At 65.4% G+C, this 15,736-nt stretch carries 13 protein-coding genes and 2 pseudogenes; 9 read left to right on the forward strand and 6 right to left on the reverse strand.

Going from position 1 to position 15,736, the window contains the following annotated elements:
- Nucleotides 1-4: 4 nt before the first annotated feature.
- The 3 genes from ACCQ06_RS18620 to ACCQ06_RS18630 form a co-directional block, all read right to left on the reverse strand.
- Entirely contained in the window at nucleotides 5-1,114 is a 1,110-nt protein-coding gene (locus ACCQ06_RS18620; RefSeq protein ID WP_104615373.1) for an S-(hydroxymethyl)glutathione dehydrogenase/class III alcohol dehydrogenase, read from the reverse strand.
- Between the two features lie 64 nt (nucleotides 1,115-1,178).
- Nucleotides 1,179-1,454: a metal/formaldehyde-sensitive transcriptional repressor gene (locus tag ACCQ06_RS18625; protein ID WP_046963271.1), complete on the reverse strand. Its 276-nt coding sequence runs from the start codon at nucleotides 1,452-1,454 to the stop codon at nucleotides 1,179-1,181.
- Between the two features lie 219 nt (nucleotides 1,455-1,673).
- A complete protein-coding gene (locus ACCQ06_RS18630) occupies nucleotides 1,674-2,588 on the reverse strand; it encodes a LysR family transcriptional regulator (RefSeq protein WP_316688684.1) in 915 nt (304 codons plus the stop codon).
- Between the two features lie 107 nt (nucleotides 2,589-2,695).
- Here ACCQ06_RS18630 and ACCQ06_RS18635 point away from each other — a divergent pair, with 107 nt between their 5' ends.
- A complete protein-coding gene (locus ACCQ06_RS18635; RefSeq protein ID WP_316688685.1) occupies nucleotides 2,696-3,868 on the forward strand; it encodes a TDT family transporter in 1,173 nt (390 codons plus the stop codon).
- Nucleotides 3,869-4,178: 310 nt separating this feature from the next.
- On the opposite strand, the gene ACCQ06_RS18640 is transcribed toward ACCQ06_RS18635, so the two are convergent.
- The gene (locus ACCQ06_RS18640; protein WP_316688686.1) at nucleotides 4,179-5,279 is read right to left on the reverse strand and encodes a glycosyltransferase; all 1,101 of its coding nucleotides are present in this window, start codon (nucleotides 5,277-5,279) and stop codon (nucleotides 4,179-4,181) included.
- Nucleotides 5,280-5,416: 137 nt separating this feature from the next.
- On the opposite strand from ACCQ06_RS18640, the gene ACCQ06_RS18645 reads away from it, so the two are divergent.
- From ACCQ06_RS18645 to ACCQ06_RS18655, 3 genes and pseudogenes are all read left to right on the forward strand, one after another.
- Entirely contained in the window at nucleotides 5,417-6,136 is a 720-nt protein-coding gene (locus ACCQ06_RS18645) for a response regulator (RefSeq protein WP_104615378.1), read from the forward strand.
- Nucleotides 6,133-6,472: pseudogene (locus ACCQ06_RS18650) on the forward strand (two-component sensor histidine kinase); the annotation flags it as partial. The gene ACCQ06_RS18645 and the pseudogene ACCQ06_RS18650, both read left to right, overlap by 4 nt.
- A gap of 128 nt (nucleotides 6,473-6,600) precedes the next feature.
- Nucleotides 6,601-7,617: pseudogene (locus ACCQ06_RS18655) on the forward strand (ATP-binding protein); the annotation flags it as partial.
- A gap of 288 nt (nucleotides 7,618-7,905) precedes the next feature.
- On the opposite strand, the gene ACCQ06_RS18660 reads toward ACCQ06_RS18655, so the two are convergent.
- Both ACCQ06_RS18660 and yihA read right to left on the reverse strand, forming a co-directional pair.
- Nucleotides 7,906-9,270 (reverse strand): glutamate--cysteine ligase, encoded by a 1,365-nt coding sequence (locus ACCQ06_RS18660; protein WP_104615380.1) that lies wholly within the window; start codon nucleotides 9,268-9,270, stop codon nucleotides 7,906-7,908.
- 336 nt (nucleotides 9,271-9,606) lie between these two features.
- On the reverse strand, nucleotides 9,607-10,230 hold the full coding sequence (gene yihA / locus ACCQ06_RS18665; RefSeq protein ID WP_104615381.1) for a ribosome biogenesis GTP-binding protein YihA/YsxC: 624 nt from the start codon (nucleotides 10,228-10,230) through the stop codon (nucleotides 9,607-9,609).
- A gap of 143 nt (nucleotides 10,231-10,373) precedes the next feature.
- On the opposite strand from yihA, the gene ACCQ06_RS18670 reads away from it, so the two are divergent.
- The 5 genes from ACCQ06_RS18670 to betT all read left to right on the forward strand — a co-directional run bounded on the left by ACCQ06_RS18670 (nucleotide 10,374) and on the right by betT (nucleotide 15,722).
- Entirely contained in the window at nucleotides 10,374-11,171 is a 798-nt protein-coding gene (locus ACCQ06_RS18670; protein WP_170068586.1) for a c-type cytochrome, read from the forward strand.
- Nucleotides 11,172-11,267: 96 nt separating this feature from the next.
- Entirely contained in the window at nucleotides 11,268-11,918 is a 651-nt protein-coding gene (locus ACCQ06_RS18675) for a thiol:disulfide interchange protein DsbA/DsbL (protein ID WP_104615382.1), read from the forward strand.
- Between the two features lie 90 nt (nucleotides 11,919-12,008).
- Entirely contained in the window at nucleotides 12,009-12,821 is an 813-nt protein-coding gene (locus ACCQ06_RS18680) for a thiol:disulfide interchange protein DsbA/DsbL (RefSeq protein WP_228323521.1), read from the forward strand.
- 49 nt (nucleotides 12,822-12,870) lie between these two features.
- A complete protein-coding gene (locus ACCQ06_RS18685; RefSeq protein WP_228323638.1) occupies nucleotides 12,871-13,608 on the forward strand; it encodes an endonuclease/exonuclease/phosphatase family protein in 738 nt (245 codons plus the stop codon).
- A 134-nt stretch (nucleotides 13,609-13,742) separates the two neighbouring features.
- Nucleotides 13,743-15,722, forward strand: coding sequence for a choline BCCT transporter BetT (gene betT / locus ACCQ06_RS18690; RefSeq protein WP_316688687.1), 1,980 nt, complete (start codon nucleotides 13,743-13,745; stop codon nucleotides 15,720-15,722).
- Nucleotides 15,723-15,736: the final 14 nt, after the last annotated feature.

Below are 15,736 nucleotides of genomic sequence, written 5' to 3' on the forward strand. Positions count from 1 at the left end.
GTGGTCAGAAATGAATCACGGTACGGATCGACTTGCCTTCATGCATCAGGTCGAAGGCCTCGTTGATCTCTTCCAGCGGCATGGTGTGGGTGATGAACGGATCGAGATCGATCTCGCCCTTCATCGACTGCTCCACCATGCCCGGCAATTGCGTGCGCCCCTTGACGCCACCGAAGGCGCTGCCGCGCCACACGCGGCCGGTGACCAGTTGGAACGGACGGGTGCTGATTTCCTGGCCGGCGCCGGCCACGCCGATGATGACGCTCTCGCCCCAGCCCTTGTGGCAGCACTCCAGCGCCGAACGCATCACGTTGACGTTGCCGATGCACTCGAAGCTGAAATCCACGCCGCCATCGGTCAACTCCACGATCACTTCCTGGATCGGCTTGTCGTAGTCCTTCGGGTTGATGCAATCGGTGGCGCCCATGCTGCGCGCCAGGTCGAACTTGCCCGGGTTGGTATCGATGGCCAGGATGCGCCCGGCCTTGGCCTGCACCGCACCCTGGATGACCGCAAGACCAATGCCGCCCAAGCCGAACACGGCCACGCTTTCGCCCGGCTTGACCTTGGCGGTGTTGTGCACCGCGCCGATGCCGGTGGTGACGCCGCAGCCGAGCAGGCAGACCTTTTCCAACGGCGCTTCGGGATTGACCACCGCCAGCGAGATTTCCGGCACCACGGTGTATTCGCTGAAGGTGCTGCAGCCCATGTAGTGGAAGATCGGCTCGCCGTTGTAGGAGAAGCGCGTGGTGCCGTCCGGCATCAGGCCCTTGCCCTGCGTGGCACGCACCGCCTGACACAGGTTGGTCTTGCCGGATAGACAGAATTTGCACTTGCGGCATTCGGCCGTGTACAGCGGGATCACGTGGTCGCCGACCTTGACGCTGGTCACGCCTTCGCCGATCTGCTCGACGATGCCGCCGCCTTCGTGGCCCAGCACCGACGGGAAGATACCTTCCGGGTCATCGCCGGACAGCGTGAAGGCATCGGTATGGCACACGCCGGTGTGGGTGATGCGGACCAGCACTTCGCCGGCCTTCGGCGGTGCGACGTCGATCTCGACGATTTCCAGCGGCTTGCCGGGTCCGAATGCGACTGCTGCACGGGATTTCATTGGGATAGCGCTCCTGACGAGGATGTTCGAGGACGGGCGCGGCATGCGCCGGCCCGGTGGGAGTTCATTTGAGGTAAGACCGGACCAGGCCGAGCAGGTCCTGTACCCGCTCGGCGCGTTGCGCATCGGACGCAGCAGCATGTCCGAAGTCTTCACGGATATGCGCTTCAAGCACCTGCGACATCAACCCATTGACGGCCCCCCGGATCGCGGCGATCTGCTGTAGCACCGGGGCGCAGTCTGCGCCCGATTGCAACGCACGCTCAAGTGCGTCGCACTGCCCCCGCAACCGCCGTACTCGCGCCAGTGCGCGTTTCTTTTCCAGCGGCGAATGCGGCATGCCGGCCCTCGACCCAAGATACTGGGGGGCAGTATAGGCATCTGTATGGAAAAAGCGATGCCGAGGGCTGTCGAGCAGTCGATACACACGCTGCACGCAAACAGAAAGTGACCGCGCTCACATCATCGTCGCCCTGCCTTCGCGTCACATCCAGGCCTTGCTGCGCGCATCATCCTGCTGCATTGCCGCAAGCGATTGCGCAGCGTGGCGTACTCGCGGCTAACGTTGCGAGCGCTGCTCGCGCTCGCGCTTGAATTGCAGGCAGGTGGCGTGAAAGCGCTCGAGAGCGGGCGAAAAAAACTTGTCGCGATGGGCGACCAGAAAAAACCGCCGGGTCAGTCGCGGCAGCCCACCGGTCAACGGCTTCAACTTCTTCGTTGCGACCAGCTCATCCACCACCCAGCGCGATAGGCAACTCACCCCCAGCCCGTGCACCACCATGTTCTTGATCGCTTCCGAGCTGCCGATCTGCCGCGTATCGGACAACGCATGCAGATGCCGCAGCAGCAGCTGCTCGACCTCTTCACGCGTACCGGAGCCCGGCTCGCGCAATAGCCAGTCGGCGTCGCGCAGGTCGGCCAACGTGACCTTGGTCTGCTTGGCCAACGCATGCCGCCGACCGACCACGACCAGCAACTCGTCCACCAGCCACGGCTCGGCACGCAGTTCCGGCAGATGACAAGGCCCTTCGATCAAGCCTATGTCCAGCTCGAAGTTGGCCACCTTGCGCGCGATCGCGCTGCTATTGGCACTTTCCATATCCACGCGCAGCGCTGGCGCCTGCTTGCGTAGCGCATGCAGCACCAGCGGCAACACATGATTGCCGATTGTCGTGCTGCAACCGATCTTCAAGCGAGCTGTAGAAGACGCAGCACCCGGTTCGAATCCCGCCTCGATCTGCTGCGCGCCATCGAGCAGCTTGCGCGCCTGCGGCACCAGCGCCGTGCCCACATCGTTGAGCACCAAACGTTTGCCGACGCGATCGAACAACTGCGTCCCCAACGCATGCTCCAGCTCATTGAGCGCTGCACTGGTGGCCGACTGCGACAACGCCACCGCCAACCCGGCGCTGGTGGTGCTGCCATGTTGGGCGATGGCGCAAAAGATCTGCAGTTGCCGCAACGTCAGGCGCACGATTTACCTGCTTTACAAGTATCTGATAGCGATATTACCCGTTTTACAGCTACGTCCTATCGCTCGACACTGATGCCACTGTCCTCTCCAACGTGCCACCCACCGCCATGTCCACTGCGACTGCACTGCCCGTCATCCAAAGGCTGCGCCCCTTCAAGGCGTTGTCCGACCCGCGCGAGGTCATCCGCCAGTTCACCCCGAACTGGTTCGCTGCCACCATGGGCACCGGCATTTTCGCGTTGGCGCTCGGTCAACTGCCGTGGCACGTTCCAGGCTTGGCGGTGGTCGGCGAGCGCCTGTGGATGTTCAACGTTGCGCTGTTTGTCGTCTTCGCGCTGCTGTATGCCTCGCGTTGGGTACTGTTCTTCGATGAAGCCAAACGGATCTTCGCGCACGCCAGCGCCTCGATGTTCCTGGGCACCATCCCGATGGGCCTGGCGACCATCATCAACGGTCTGTTGCTCTACGGCGTGCCACGTTGGGGCAGCGCTGTGTTGCCGCTGGCCGAGGCCTTGTGGTGGGTGGACGTGGCAATGGCAGTGGCCTGCGGAGTGGGCGTGCCGTATTTGATGTTCACCCGGCAGCAGCACCGCATCGAGCAGATGACCGCGGTGTGGCTGTTGCCGGTGGTGGCCGCCGAAGTGGCAGCGGCCAGCGGCGGGTTGCTGGCTCCGCACCTTGCCGATGCGGGCACGCGGTTCGCGGTGCTGATCGCCAGCTATGCGTTGTGGGCGTATTCGGTGCCGGTGGCGATGAGCATCCTGGTCATCCTGCTGTTGCGCATGGCCTTGCATCAATTGCCGCCGGCCAATATGGCGGCATCGAGCTGGTTGTCGCTCGGCCCGATCGGCACCGGTGCGCTGGGCATGCTGGTGATGGGCGCCAACGCCCCGGCGATCTTCGCCGCACACGGGCTGGCCGAGCTCGGGCACATCGCCGCGGGCATCGGCGTGATCGGCGGCGTGCTGTTCTGGGGTCTGGGCGCCTGGTGGCTGCTGCTGTCGGTGCTGATCACCGCGCGCTATTTCCGTGCCGAGGTGCCATTCAATCTGGGCTGGTGGGGCTTTACCTTTCCACTTGGCGTCTACGCCGTGGCCACCTTGAAACTTGGCGCGCTAGTGCAGCTACTGTTCTTCAATATGCTAGGCGTCGCGCTGGTGGCCGTGCTTGGCGTGGTCTGGGCAGTCGTCGCGGCCAGGACCCTGGCAGGCGCATATCGCGGCAACCTGTTCGTGTCGCCCTGCATTGCGGCACTGCACAGCGAAACGACTGCGCGGTGAGCGGTGCAGTCAAGAGTGCTTGATCGATTCGTTGCCATTGGATTCCGGCACCGCTGCGCTCTAACCAGCCGGCGACTACTCGATGTGCATCGCATGCAGTCGGCGCCATGACTCTGCGTACCGAGCAGGCCCATCAGCGCAACATTGAGCAACTAAAGTGAACGGCACAACGCCAATACCGCTGCGCCCTGTCGGCAGCAACGTTTGCCTGAAACCATGCGAGACCAAGATGCGCTAGCGCTTTTTGGCACCAACCGGTGGCGGGACCAAGTCATGCACGACCGCAGGCGCGGCCAGGCGCATCAACCCATCAACGATCGACCACGACCGGCGCAATGCCCACAGCGTGTTGCGGCGCATGGTCCGGCAGCGACGCCAGTACCGCGCTGCAAAAGCGCGCTGCAAATGCGGCATCGTTGGCCTGATAGAACGCACGCGCATTGGCAGAGAGCGCATCCACTGCGGCCTGCGGCATCGCAAGCGCAGCCTCCACCGCTTGCGCGATTCCCGCTGCGTCCACGTAGTAATACGACGCCAGGCGCCGCTGGCGCACGTCTCCCACCGGAATCAGCACACCATGCTCCGGCCTGACCAGCTCGTTCATCGGCTCGCCATCGGTGGCCAAGGTCACCGCCCCCACGCTCAGCGCTTCCATCAGGTAGTGGCCGAAGCCTTCGGCCTCGGAAGGACAGAGGTGGAAAAGATGCGCATTCTGCAGCCGCCGCAATTCCGCATCGTCGAGATAGCGCACGCGGTGATCGATATTCGGCGCCACCACCGGCTTGCCGGCGGTCCGCGGACTCTGCACCACCGTCAGCAGCGGCCACTCCGGATGCTGCTTCCAGGTGTCCAGCAGCACGCGGGTGCCCTTGGCGGTACTGCGCCCGGCCAGATGAAAAAAGGCCCGCTGGCGCGGCACCCGGGCGTCGTAGCGATCCGGACTGGTAAAGCCGATGAAACGCGTGGTGCAGCCCAGGCTCTGGAAAATCCGCTCGGCATGGTGGGTCTTGCACAGCACCGCGTCGAATTTCGGCAGCAACGGCAGCCATTTGGGCAGCAGCCATTCCGGATTGGGCACCAGCAGGTTGATCTGCCCCAGCGGCAGGCAGCGCGCATACACGCGCTCGGAAAAAATCTGCACCGGCACCCGCCCGAACAGCGCGCGACTGGCCCACAAGCGCACCTCGCGTCCGGTGTCCTGCAACCGCTGGCTGGTGAACCCCAGCTCCTGCACGGGCACGCCGCCGGCGCGCAGGGTCTGCGCCATCAGTACCATGTCGCGGGTCAGGCCCACGCCGTTATCGCGGCTGATCACCCGCATCATCGGAAACGCCTTGTCATGCACGCACCCGCCATCGGGATGGCGCAGTGTCGAAGCGATGGTGTCCTGCGTGATGTCCCGTCCCGTCATGTTGCCTTGCACGTGTGCCAATAATTGACAAATTTGATCATTATGATGTGTGTTCCAGCCTTGCAACTGCGAGCACCATGTATCCGGTAGCCACCACCCTGCGCGGGCCAACCTCCGCGCCACCGACGATGACCTCCATGGATATGCAACAACCCTGCGTTCTTGTGGTCGACGACGACCCGGACCTGCGCAAGCTCATCGGCGAATTTCTGAGCGCCCACGGGTACCAGGTGGACGTTGCCGAAAACGTGGCGGACATGCGCACGCGCATGGCGCAGCGCCGTCCGGACCTCATCGTACTCGACGTGATGATGCCGGGAGAAGATGGGCTGAGCGCAGCGCGCGCCCTGGCCAGCGAACGCGGTTCGCCGGCAGTCATCATGCTCAGTGCGCTGGGCAACGATACCGACCGCATCATCGGCCTGGAAGTGGGCGCCGACGACTACCTGGCCAAACCCTGCAACCCGCGCGAACTGCTGGCGCGGGTGCGCGCCTTGCTGCGCCGCAGCCAGGCCAGCAACGAGCAGGCCGACCAGCGCGGAAACGTCTACGAATTCGCCGGCTGGCGGCTGGACGTGGTGCGCCGCGACCTGCGCGACCCCACCGGCATCTTCATCAATCTCTCCGACGGCGAATTCGCGTTGCTGCGCACCTTCGTCGAGCATCCGCAACGCGTGCTCAGCCGCGACCAGCTGCTGGACTACGCACGCGGCCGCGATACCAACGTCTACGACCGCGCCATCGACAGCCAGATCAGCCGCCTGCGCCGCAAGATCAATGAGCGCGTCCATACCGAGTTGATTCGCACCGTACGCAACGAAGGCTACATGCTGCTGCCGGGCGTCTCGCGTCTGTGAGCAAACCGGCACGTCGCGGGCTGTCGATCTTTGCCCGCACGTTCGTCCTGCTGGCGGTGGCCCTGCTCACCGCCCAGGTCATCGGCATCGCCCTGCTGGTGATGCGCACCCCTGTCTACGAGCCGCCGGTGCACCCGCCGGAAGTGGTGGCGCTGCTGTCCACGCGCATGCCCGCCGGCACCCAGACCCTGAAGGTGCACGACGGCGCGCAGCCGCCGTCCGCACCGCCCGGCCAGGTGCGCGATGCCTTCGCGGAAATGCTGCTGGCGCACTGGCTGGATGTCGATGCGCAGCGCGTGCGGTTCTATCGCAGTGCCGACGACCGCGAAAGCCCGCGACTGGCCGCCGACCGACCGCGGCATCTGCCCGGCCAGCTGCACGCCACCGATGCCACAGGCAGCGACGGCCGGCAACGGATGTCGCCCGACTGGGCGTCCGACCGCAACGCCGGCGACTCGCCGTTCGGCAACGGGCTGCGCCCGGATCAGGCCCCCGATGACTGGGAAAGCGAACGCCTGACACCCGGCGTGCCGCTGCTGGATGGCTTCACCGCCGCACTGCAGCAGCCCGATGGCCGCTGGCGCACGGTGGAATCGCCGCGGCGGCGGCTGTCGGCCGAATTCAAGACCCATATCGTGCTGTTGTTCCTGGCCGGCCTGCTCGCCAACGGGCCGCTGGCATGGTGGTTCTCGCGCGCGCTGTCGGCGCCGATCAAGCGCTTTGCCGAAGCCGCCGACCGGCTGGGCCGCAATCCCCACGCCGCCGCACTGCAACGCAGCGGCCCACCGGAAATCGTCCGCGCCGCCGATTCGTTCAATGCGATGCAGGCGCGCCTGAACCGGCTGATCAACGAGCGCACCCATATGGTGGCGGCCATCGCGCACGACCTGCGCACCCCGCTGGCGCGGTTGTCGTTTCGACTGGACGACCTGCAACCGCCGCTGCGCGAAAAGGCGCTGGCCGATATCGACGAGATGAAGGCGATGATTTCCGCGGCGCTGGACTTCATCCAGAACGACCGCCATCGCGGCGAACGCGCGCCGCTGGATCTGCGCTTGCTGGTGGAGAGTGTGGTCGACAACGCCACCGATATCGGCGCCGACGCAGTGCTGCTGCCCGGCCCGACCATCACCCTGGATGGCGACCCGCTGGCCTTGCGCCGCGCGGTAATGAATCTGCTCGAAAACGCCCTGAAATACGGCAAGTGCGCGCGCCTGCAGCTCACCCGCGATGGCGAGGATGGCGTGCTGTGGATCGACGATGACGGCCCCGGCATCGACCCCAGCCAGCGCGAACAACTGCTACTGCCGTTCGTGCGTGGCGAGTCTTCGCGCAATCGTGGCACCGGTGGCATCGGCCTGGGCTTGTCGGTCACCCATAGCATCGTGCTGGCGCATGGCGGCGACCTGCGCCTGGACAATCGCACGGCAGGCGGCCTGCGCGTGACAGTACGCCTGCCGTGCATGCCGGAGCGGCGCTGAGCGCAGACAGCAGCCGGCGGGGAATATGCGATCAAGGCACAAGGCCAATAGCGGCCGCGTCGCACGCCTTGCGGCGCAACGCAGTCCGCCAGCTGGCCCGCCATCGCGCTGATCCAGTGCCGGTAACGCACTCATCGGCAAACCAAACCGAGACTGCGGCCGACCGTGCGCATCAGGGCGCCAGGGTGGAAGCCGCGCAATCAAGGCTGCATCACCGACAACTCGCCGCATACGCATCCACGCACAGCAAAACGCGCCGCATCACGGTGCGTTCGGCTAATCGCTTCCTCAGTACGCAAACTCGCGGAAGACGCGGTCGATATCGCCGTTCCATGCGCCGTGATACAGCGCCAGCTTGCGCTCGGCAGCGGTAACGCCGCTCTCGGCGATCTCGGCGATCACGTCGACAAAGCCGGTTTCGTCCTGGCCATCGCCATTCAAGCGCGCGCGCCGGCGCAGGCCTTCGCGGGCGATGTTGACCGCCTCCACCGCCAGATCGCGCACGGTGCCGTTGCGGAATGGCAGGCCCAGCGCGTGCTTGGGTACGCCGTCGCGCAAGGCGTGACGTTCGGTGGGGCTGAAATCCTTGACCAGGTCCCAGGCCGCATCGAGCGCGGTCTGGTCGTACAACAGCCCCACCCAGAACGCCGACAGCGCGCACAGGCGATTCCACGGGCCGGCATCGGCGCCACGCATTTCCAGATACTTCTTCAGGCGCACTTCGGGAAACGCGGTGGTCATGTGGTCCGACCAGTCGCGCAGCGTCGGCAACGCACCCGGCAATGCCGGCAGCTTGCCTTGCATGAAATCGCGGAAGCTCTGCCCGCTGGCATCGACATAGACGCCGTTGCGATACGAAAAATACATCGGCACATCGAGCAGGTAATCGACGTAGCGCTCGTAGCTGAAACCGTCTTCGAACACGAAATCCAGCATGCCGGTGCGATCGGCGTCGGTGTCGGTCCAGATGTGCGAGCGATAGCTCAGGTAGCCGTTGGGCTTGCCCTCGGTGAACGGCGAATCGGCGAACAAGGCGGTGGCGATCGGCTGCAACGCCAGCGACACGCGGAACTTCTGCACCATGTCCGCTTCGGTGGCGTAATCCAGATTGACCTGCACCGTGCAGGTGCGCGTCATCATGTCCAGGCCGAGCGAGCCGACCTTGGGCATGTAGTTCTTCATGATCTGGTAGCGGCCCTTGGGCATCCACGGCATCTGGTCGCGCCGCCACTTGGGCTGGAAGCCCATGCCCAGGAACCCAAGCTGCAACTCGCCGGCGACCTGGGCCACTTCGTCCAGATGGGTGCCGGTTTCCACGCAGGTGTCATGCAGGGTTTCCACCGCCGCGCCGGACAATTCCAGCTGGCCAGCCGGCTCCAGCGTCACCGAGGCGCCGTCGCGCAGCAGCGCGATGGTGTGGCCGTTTTCCTGCACCGGCTCCCAGCCGAACCGGGTCAACCCGGTCAGCAAGGCTTGAATGCCACGCGCGCCTTCGAAAGTGGGCGCGCGCAGATCATCGAGCTGGAAGCCGAACTTCTCGTGCTCGGTCCCGATCCGCCAGTCCGCGCTGGGCTTCTCGCCGGAGGCGAGCACCTGGACCAGTTCCGCGCGTTCGGTGATCGGCGTTTCGGCAACGTGGCTGGGACTCGACAAGGGCAGGCTCGCAAACGTGAAGGGGTGGGACGATGTGGGGATACTCCCCGGCCACCGCAAGGCCCGCACTATACCCGTAGGGCATGCAAGTATTGCCGCCATCAGCCGGGTCTGAGATTTCCATCCATGCGCACGCCGCAGGATGTGCCGCAGTGCGCATCTCAGCAGTCAACGCTTCCGCCGCCACACCTGTTGCGATCAGGCGGCCGCAACCGGTACACCGGTCGACCCTGGCTGCCGACCGGCCCGTACCGACCGGCACACACGAGGACGGCGAGCACTGGCTCGCCTTCTTGCATCGCATCAAAAGGACGCGGCCATAACGGCCGCCAGGCATCACTCGACGACGGGCGTTTCCACACCCAGGCCCAGCCAGCCGCCGACAATGCCGCGCAATTCGTCCACGCCCTGGCGCGATTCGCCGGAGTAGGTCTGCACGGTCACGCTGTCGCCGAAGCGCGAGGTCACTTCCTTCTTGACCTTCTGCAGGGTCTGCATCTGCTGGCCACGGCCGAGCTTGTCGGCCTTGGTCAACAAGCCGTGCGCGGGCAGTCCGCGTTCGGCGGCGTAACCGAGCATCTGCAGGTCGTAATCCTTGAGCGGATGGCGGATGTCCATCACCACCACCAGGCCGCGCAGCGCCTCGCGGGTGCGGAAATAGCGGTCGATGAAGGCCTGCCAGTGCGCCTGCAGGTCCTGCGGCACCTTGGCGTAGCCGTAACCGGGCAGATCCACCAGATAGCGCTCGGGCTGGATCTGGAAGAACACCAGCTGCTGGGTGCGGCCCGGGGTCTTGGACACGCGGGCGAGCGCGTTCTGGCGGGTCAGCGCATTGAGTGCGCTGGATTTTCCGGCGTTGGAGCGGCCGGCGAAGGCCACCTCGTAACCGCCATCGTCGGGCAATTGCCGGGCGTTATGGGCGGACAGGTGGTAGCGGGCTTGTTCGATAAGGAGCGACATCTCACTAGGATCGCACGTTCGGGCCCGGCGGTTTTGCTGCACTGTTCGTTGACCCTGGCGCAAAGGCGTGTCGATAATCGAAGCATGCCTGCCACTGCCAGCACCCAACGCGCGCGGGCCGGGTCCATACGGAGCTTTAGCTGATGCGCCATGCTCGTGTGCTAGTCCTCACCGCCCTCGCCGTGCCGGTCATTGCCGCCGTGGCGTTTGCGCAATCGGCGGTCACGCCGATCCCCGATCCACCGCCTGTGCGCGTTGCGCCGCTGGAGGTGGATCTGGCCAAGACCACCTGGGGCGATGCCAAGGCCGGCCAGGCCAAGGCGGCCGCCTGCGCAGCCTGCCACGGCCCGGACGGCAATCCGGCGGTGGCGATGTACCCGCGCATCGCCGGGCAAACCGAGCGCTATGTGGCGCATCAGGTGGCCCTGATCGCCAGCGGCGAGCGCAATACCGGGATGTCGGCGGTGATGGTGCCGTTCGTCAAGGACCTCACCGCGCAGGACATGCGCGACCTGGGCGCCTACTTCGCCACCCAGAAGGCATCCGCCGGGGTCGCCGACGACGCAGTGATCGCCGAGGGCCCGTATCAGGGCATGAAGTTCTACGAGGTCGGCGAAAAGCTCTACCGCGGTGGCGACATCGCGCGTGGCGTGCCGGCCTGCATGGCGTGCCACGGCCCATCCGGCGGCGGCAATCCGGGCCCGGCGTATCCGCGCCTGGGCGGCCAGCATGCCGACTACGTGGCGCGGCGCCTGAAGGACTACCAGGCCGGCACCACCCAGGAGCGCAATCCGGCGCTGTTCAATATCATGGCGCAGGTGGCACGCCCGCTGAGCGAGCAGGAGATCCAGGCGCTGTCCAGCTATCTGCAAGGCCTGCACGACCGCGCCGACGATGCCGCCGCTGCACAGACGCCTGCCGGCACACCGGCGCGCTCATGAGTTGAGGCGCCCACCTGCCCCACCGTGTCACGACGCCGGTCCCGCGACCGGCGTCGTCGTTTCCCGCCCCCCTCTTTAGATCCCCACGGAGCCTGCATGAATCTGCTTTCCCGCCTGTCCCTGCTGTTGTTGATCCTGGTGCCACTGGCGGCCTGCGCCGCCGACAAGACGGCGCCGCCGGTCGAAGGCGAGGACTACACCCTGATCGACGGTGGCCAGCCGTATGCGCCACTGGCCGGCAAGGTCGAAGTGGTGGAAGTGTTCGGCTACACCTGCCCGCATTGCGCGCACTTCGAGCCGACGCTGGAAGCCTGGGCGGCCAAGCAACCGTCCTACGTGCGCTTCACCCCGGTGCCGGCCGCTTTCGGCGGGTTCTGGGACACGTTTGCGCGCGCGTACTTCGCCGCCGACATCCTCGGTGTGGCCAAGCGCAGCCACCGCGCCATGTTCGATGCCATCCACGAAAAACAGAGCGTGCCGACCCAGAACGTGGCGCCGGAAGAACTGGCTGCGTTCTATGCCAACTACGGCGTGCCGCAGCAGCGCTTCGTCGAGACCTACAAGAGCCAGGCGGTGGACGCCAAGCTGGATGCCGCGCGCGACTTCGCCAAGCGCAGCAAGCTGCCCGGCACCCCGGCCATCATCGTCAACGGGCGTTACCTGATCGGCGCGCGCAATTACCCGGACATGCTGCGCGTGGCCGACTACCTCATCGCCCGCGAGCACGCCGCGCCTGCCAAGCGCTGAACCGCGTAACCGCCACCGACGGTCGCCGTGGCATCATGCGCCCCGCGGCCGTCCGGCCCTTTCCTCGCCCCACGCTGGAGATCCAATCCGATGAAGACCCGCTTCGCCCTGACGCTGATGGCGCTGCTGCCGATCCTGGTCGCCTGCAAGGCCCAGGACGGCTCGTCCGACACCGCACCTGCCGCCGCAACGCCGGCTGCCGAGACGGAGCCTGCACCTGCAGCTGCCCCGGCTACCGATCCGGCCGCCCCGCCTGCGGTTGGCGAAAGCGCCGCCGCGCCGCCGGCCGCCGCGCCCAGTGCCGCTCCGCGCGCACCGAACGGCCCCGAGCCGGTCGCCGGCACCGACTATGTGGACATCCAGGCAGGCCAGCCGTACCAGCAGGCCGCCGGCAAGATCGAAGTGGCCGAAGTCTTTGGCTATGTCTGCCCGGCCTGCAATGCGTTCCAACCGCTGGTCGGGCCGTGGAAGGCCGGGCTGCCGTCGGACGTGCATTTCGTCTACGTGCCGGCGATGTTCGGTGGCCCGTGGGATGACTATGCGCGTGCGTTCTACGCCGCCGAGACCCTGGGCGTGCAGGAAAAGACCCACGAAGCGCTGTACAAGGCCATCCACGTCGACCAGACCCTCAAGGGCGAGCGCGGCAAGGATTCGGTGCAGGACATCGCCGCGTTCTACGCCAAGTACGGCGTGGACCAGAAGACCTTCATCGACACCATGAGCAGCTTCGGCGTCTCGGCCAAGACCAACCGCGCCAAGCAGTTCGCCACCCGTAGCCAGATCACCGGCACGCCGTCGCTGATCGTCAATGGCAAGTACCTGGTCAAGGGCAAGAGCTTCCCGGACATGCTGCGCGTGGCCGATCACCTGATCGCGCGCGAACGCGCCACCCTGGCCAAGTGAGCCGGGCGACCGCCGCATCGTGAACGCTTCGGACTCGCGCACCCTGCGGGTGCTGACCGCCAATATCCAGGCCGGCTCCAGCACCCGCCGTTACAGCGATTATGTGACCCGCAGCTGGTCGCACGCGTTACCGCTGGGAGCCAAACGCACCAGCCTGGACAGCATCGCCAAGCTGGCCGGCGACCGCGACATCGTCGGCCTGCAGGAGGCCGACCCGGGCAGCCTGCGCTCGGGCTTCACCAACCAGACCCACTATCTGGCCGAGCGTGCCGGCTTCCATTACTGGAGCCACCAACCCAACCGCCGCATGGGCGGGGTGGCCTCCAGCGCCAACGGCTTGCTGAGCAAGCTGGAACCGCTCGAAGTCCAGGACCATGCATTGCCCGGCCGCATCGGCGGACGCGGCATCCTGCTGGCCAAGTTCGGGCAAGGCAGCGACGGGCTGGCGGTGGCGGTGGCGCATTTGTCGCTGGGCGCCAATTCGCGCATGGCCCAATTGGCCTTCATCGCCGAGCTGCTCTCCGAGCATCCCAACGCGATGCTGATGGGCGACTTCAACTGCGTGGCCGACCGTCCAGAGATGCAGGCGTTGTATCGGCATACGCGATTGCAGCCGCCGAGCTGCGTGGTGCACACCTTCCCAAGCTGGCGCCCGGACCGGGCGATCGACCATATCCTGGTCAGCGACAGTCTGGTGATCGAGCACACCGAAGCGATTCCTGCCGCGTTCTCCGATCACCTGGCAGTGGGTATGGATATCCGCGTTCCGCTGCAGTTGCTGCGCTAGCGCACGCAAAGTGCCGACGGGTTCGCACTGGCGAACTCGACCGACGACACCCCCTCGACACCGCCCGTGCGATAACGCAGGCGGTTTTTCGTTGGGAGCACGTCACGTGATACGCATCCTATGAGTGCGTCGGTATGAGTGCAGTCGAACCGCAGTCGTTACCGGTGCGCACCTTGCGGCCGGTGTTTTTGCTGGCAGCGACGGTGGTGTGCACATTCGCCTTGCTGGTTGCGCTGTTTCCGCTGGACGCAGGCCGCGTGCTGCTGGATGCGCAGAACTGGGCCTCGCGCAATGTCGGTTGGTACTACCTGCTGGCGATGACGTTGTATCTGGTGTTCGTGCTGGGCACTGCGCTCTCCAGCTACGGCAACATCAAGCTCGGCGCCGATCACGACGAGCCGGAATTCAGCTATCTCTCCTGGGCCGGCATGTTGTTCGCGGCCGGCATCAGCATCACGCTGTTCTTCTTCTGCGTCTCCGAACCGCTGACCCATTATCTGCAGCCGCCTCAAGGCGGCACCGGCAGCGGTGAAGCGTCCGCACGTCAGGCAATGCAGTTGCTGTTTCTGCATTGGGGCCTGCACGGCTGGGGCGTGTTCGCGCTTGCGGCCATGGCGCTGGCGTATTTCGCCTTTCGCCACAACCTGCCGCTGGCCTTGCGCTCGGCGCTGTATCCACTGATCGGCAAGCGCATCAACGGGCCGATCGGCTACACCGTGGATGCGCTGGGCATCGTGGCGACGGTGTTCGGCATCGGCGCCGACATGGGCTTTGGCGTGCTGCATCTCAACGCCGGGCTGAGCACCTTGTTCGATGTGCCGCACACGCATTGGGTGCAGGTCGCGCTGATCGTGGCGATGATGGGCGCGGCGATTGTGGTGGCGGTATCGGGCGTGGAAAAAGGCGTGCGCTGGATGTCGGACATCAACATGCTGCTGGCGATCGCGCTGCTGTTGTTCATGCTGTTTGCCGGCCCCACGCAATACCTGCTCAATGCCTTGATGCAGAACCTGGGCGATTACCTGGGCAGCGTGGTCGGCAAGAGTTTCGACGTCTATGCCTATGGCGGCCGTGCCGACTGGTTGGGCAACTGGACGGTGTTCTATTGGGCGTGGTGGATCGGCTGGGCACCCTTCGTCGGCTTGTTCATCGCGCGCATCTCGCGCGGCCGCACCATTCGCGAATTCGTACTGGGCGTGTTGCTGATCCCTCTGGGATTCACCCTGGCGTGGCTGTCGATCTTCGGCAATAGCGCGCTGGATCAGTTGCTCCATCATGGCCAGGGCGCATTGGCGCAACAGGCCATCGATGCGCCGCAGACGGTGCTGTACTCGCTGCTGCAAAACTACCCGTGGAGCCGTACCGTGATCACGGTGACGGTGGCGATCAGCTTCGTGTTCTTTGTCACCTCGGCCGACTCCGGCACGGTGGTGCTGTCCACGCTGTCCTCGCACGGTGGCGAGCCGCACGACGACGGCCCGCGCTGGCTGCGCGTGTTCTGGGGCGTGCTCACCGCCGTGGTCACTGCAGGTTTATTGCTGGCCGGTAGCATGGACGCGCTGAAATCGGCAGTGGTATTGGCATCTCTGCCGTTTTCTGCGGTGTTGCTGCTGATGGCATGGGGTCTGTCGCGCGCGCTGAGCGAAGAATCGCAGCGCAAACGTGCGCAACTCTACAGCCCCAGCCCGCTCATCGGGCAATCGCGTCATCACGGTGGCTGGCGCCAGCGCCTGGGCCAGGCGATGCACTTCCCGGCGCGCGATGAGGTTTACCGGTTCATGCACGACCAGGTGCGCCCGGCGATCGAGGCGGTGACCACGCAGTTGCAGGAAGAAGGCTGGAACGTCAGCAGCCGGATCGACGACGGCGACATGGAAATCAGCGTCGATCACGGCGAACAACAAGGCTTCCGCTACCAGGTGGTGATGCGCGGGTATCTCACCCCGTCGTTTGCGGCGCAGCGCTTGCGCAACCAGCGCTATTACCGCGCCGAAGTCTATCTGTACGAAGGCAGTCAGGACTACGACCTGGTCGGCTACAGCCGCGAACAAATCATCAACGACATCATCGATCAATACGAGCGTCACCTGCAGTTTTTGCACCTCACGCGTTGAGTTGCGTCGCTGCG

This window comes from Xanthomonas sp. NCPPB 4467 (genome assembly GCF_041475665.2).
Classification (GTDB): Bacteria; Pseudomonadota; Gammaproteobacteria; order Xanthomonadales; family Xanthomonadaceae; genus Xanthomonas; species Xanthomonas dyei.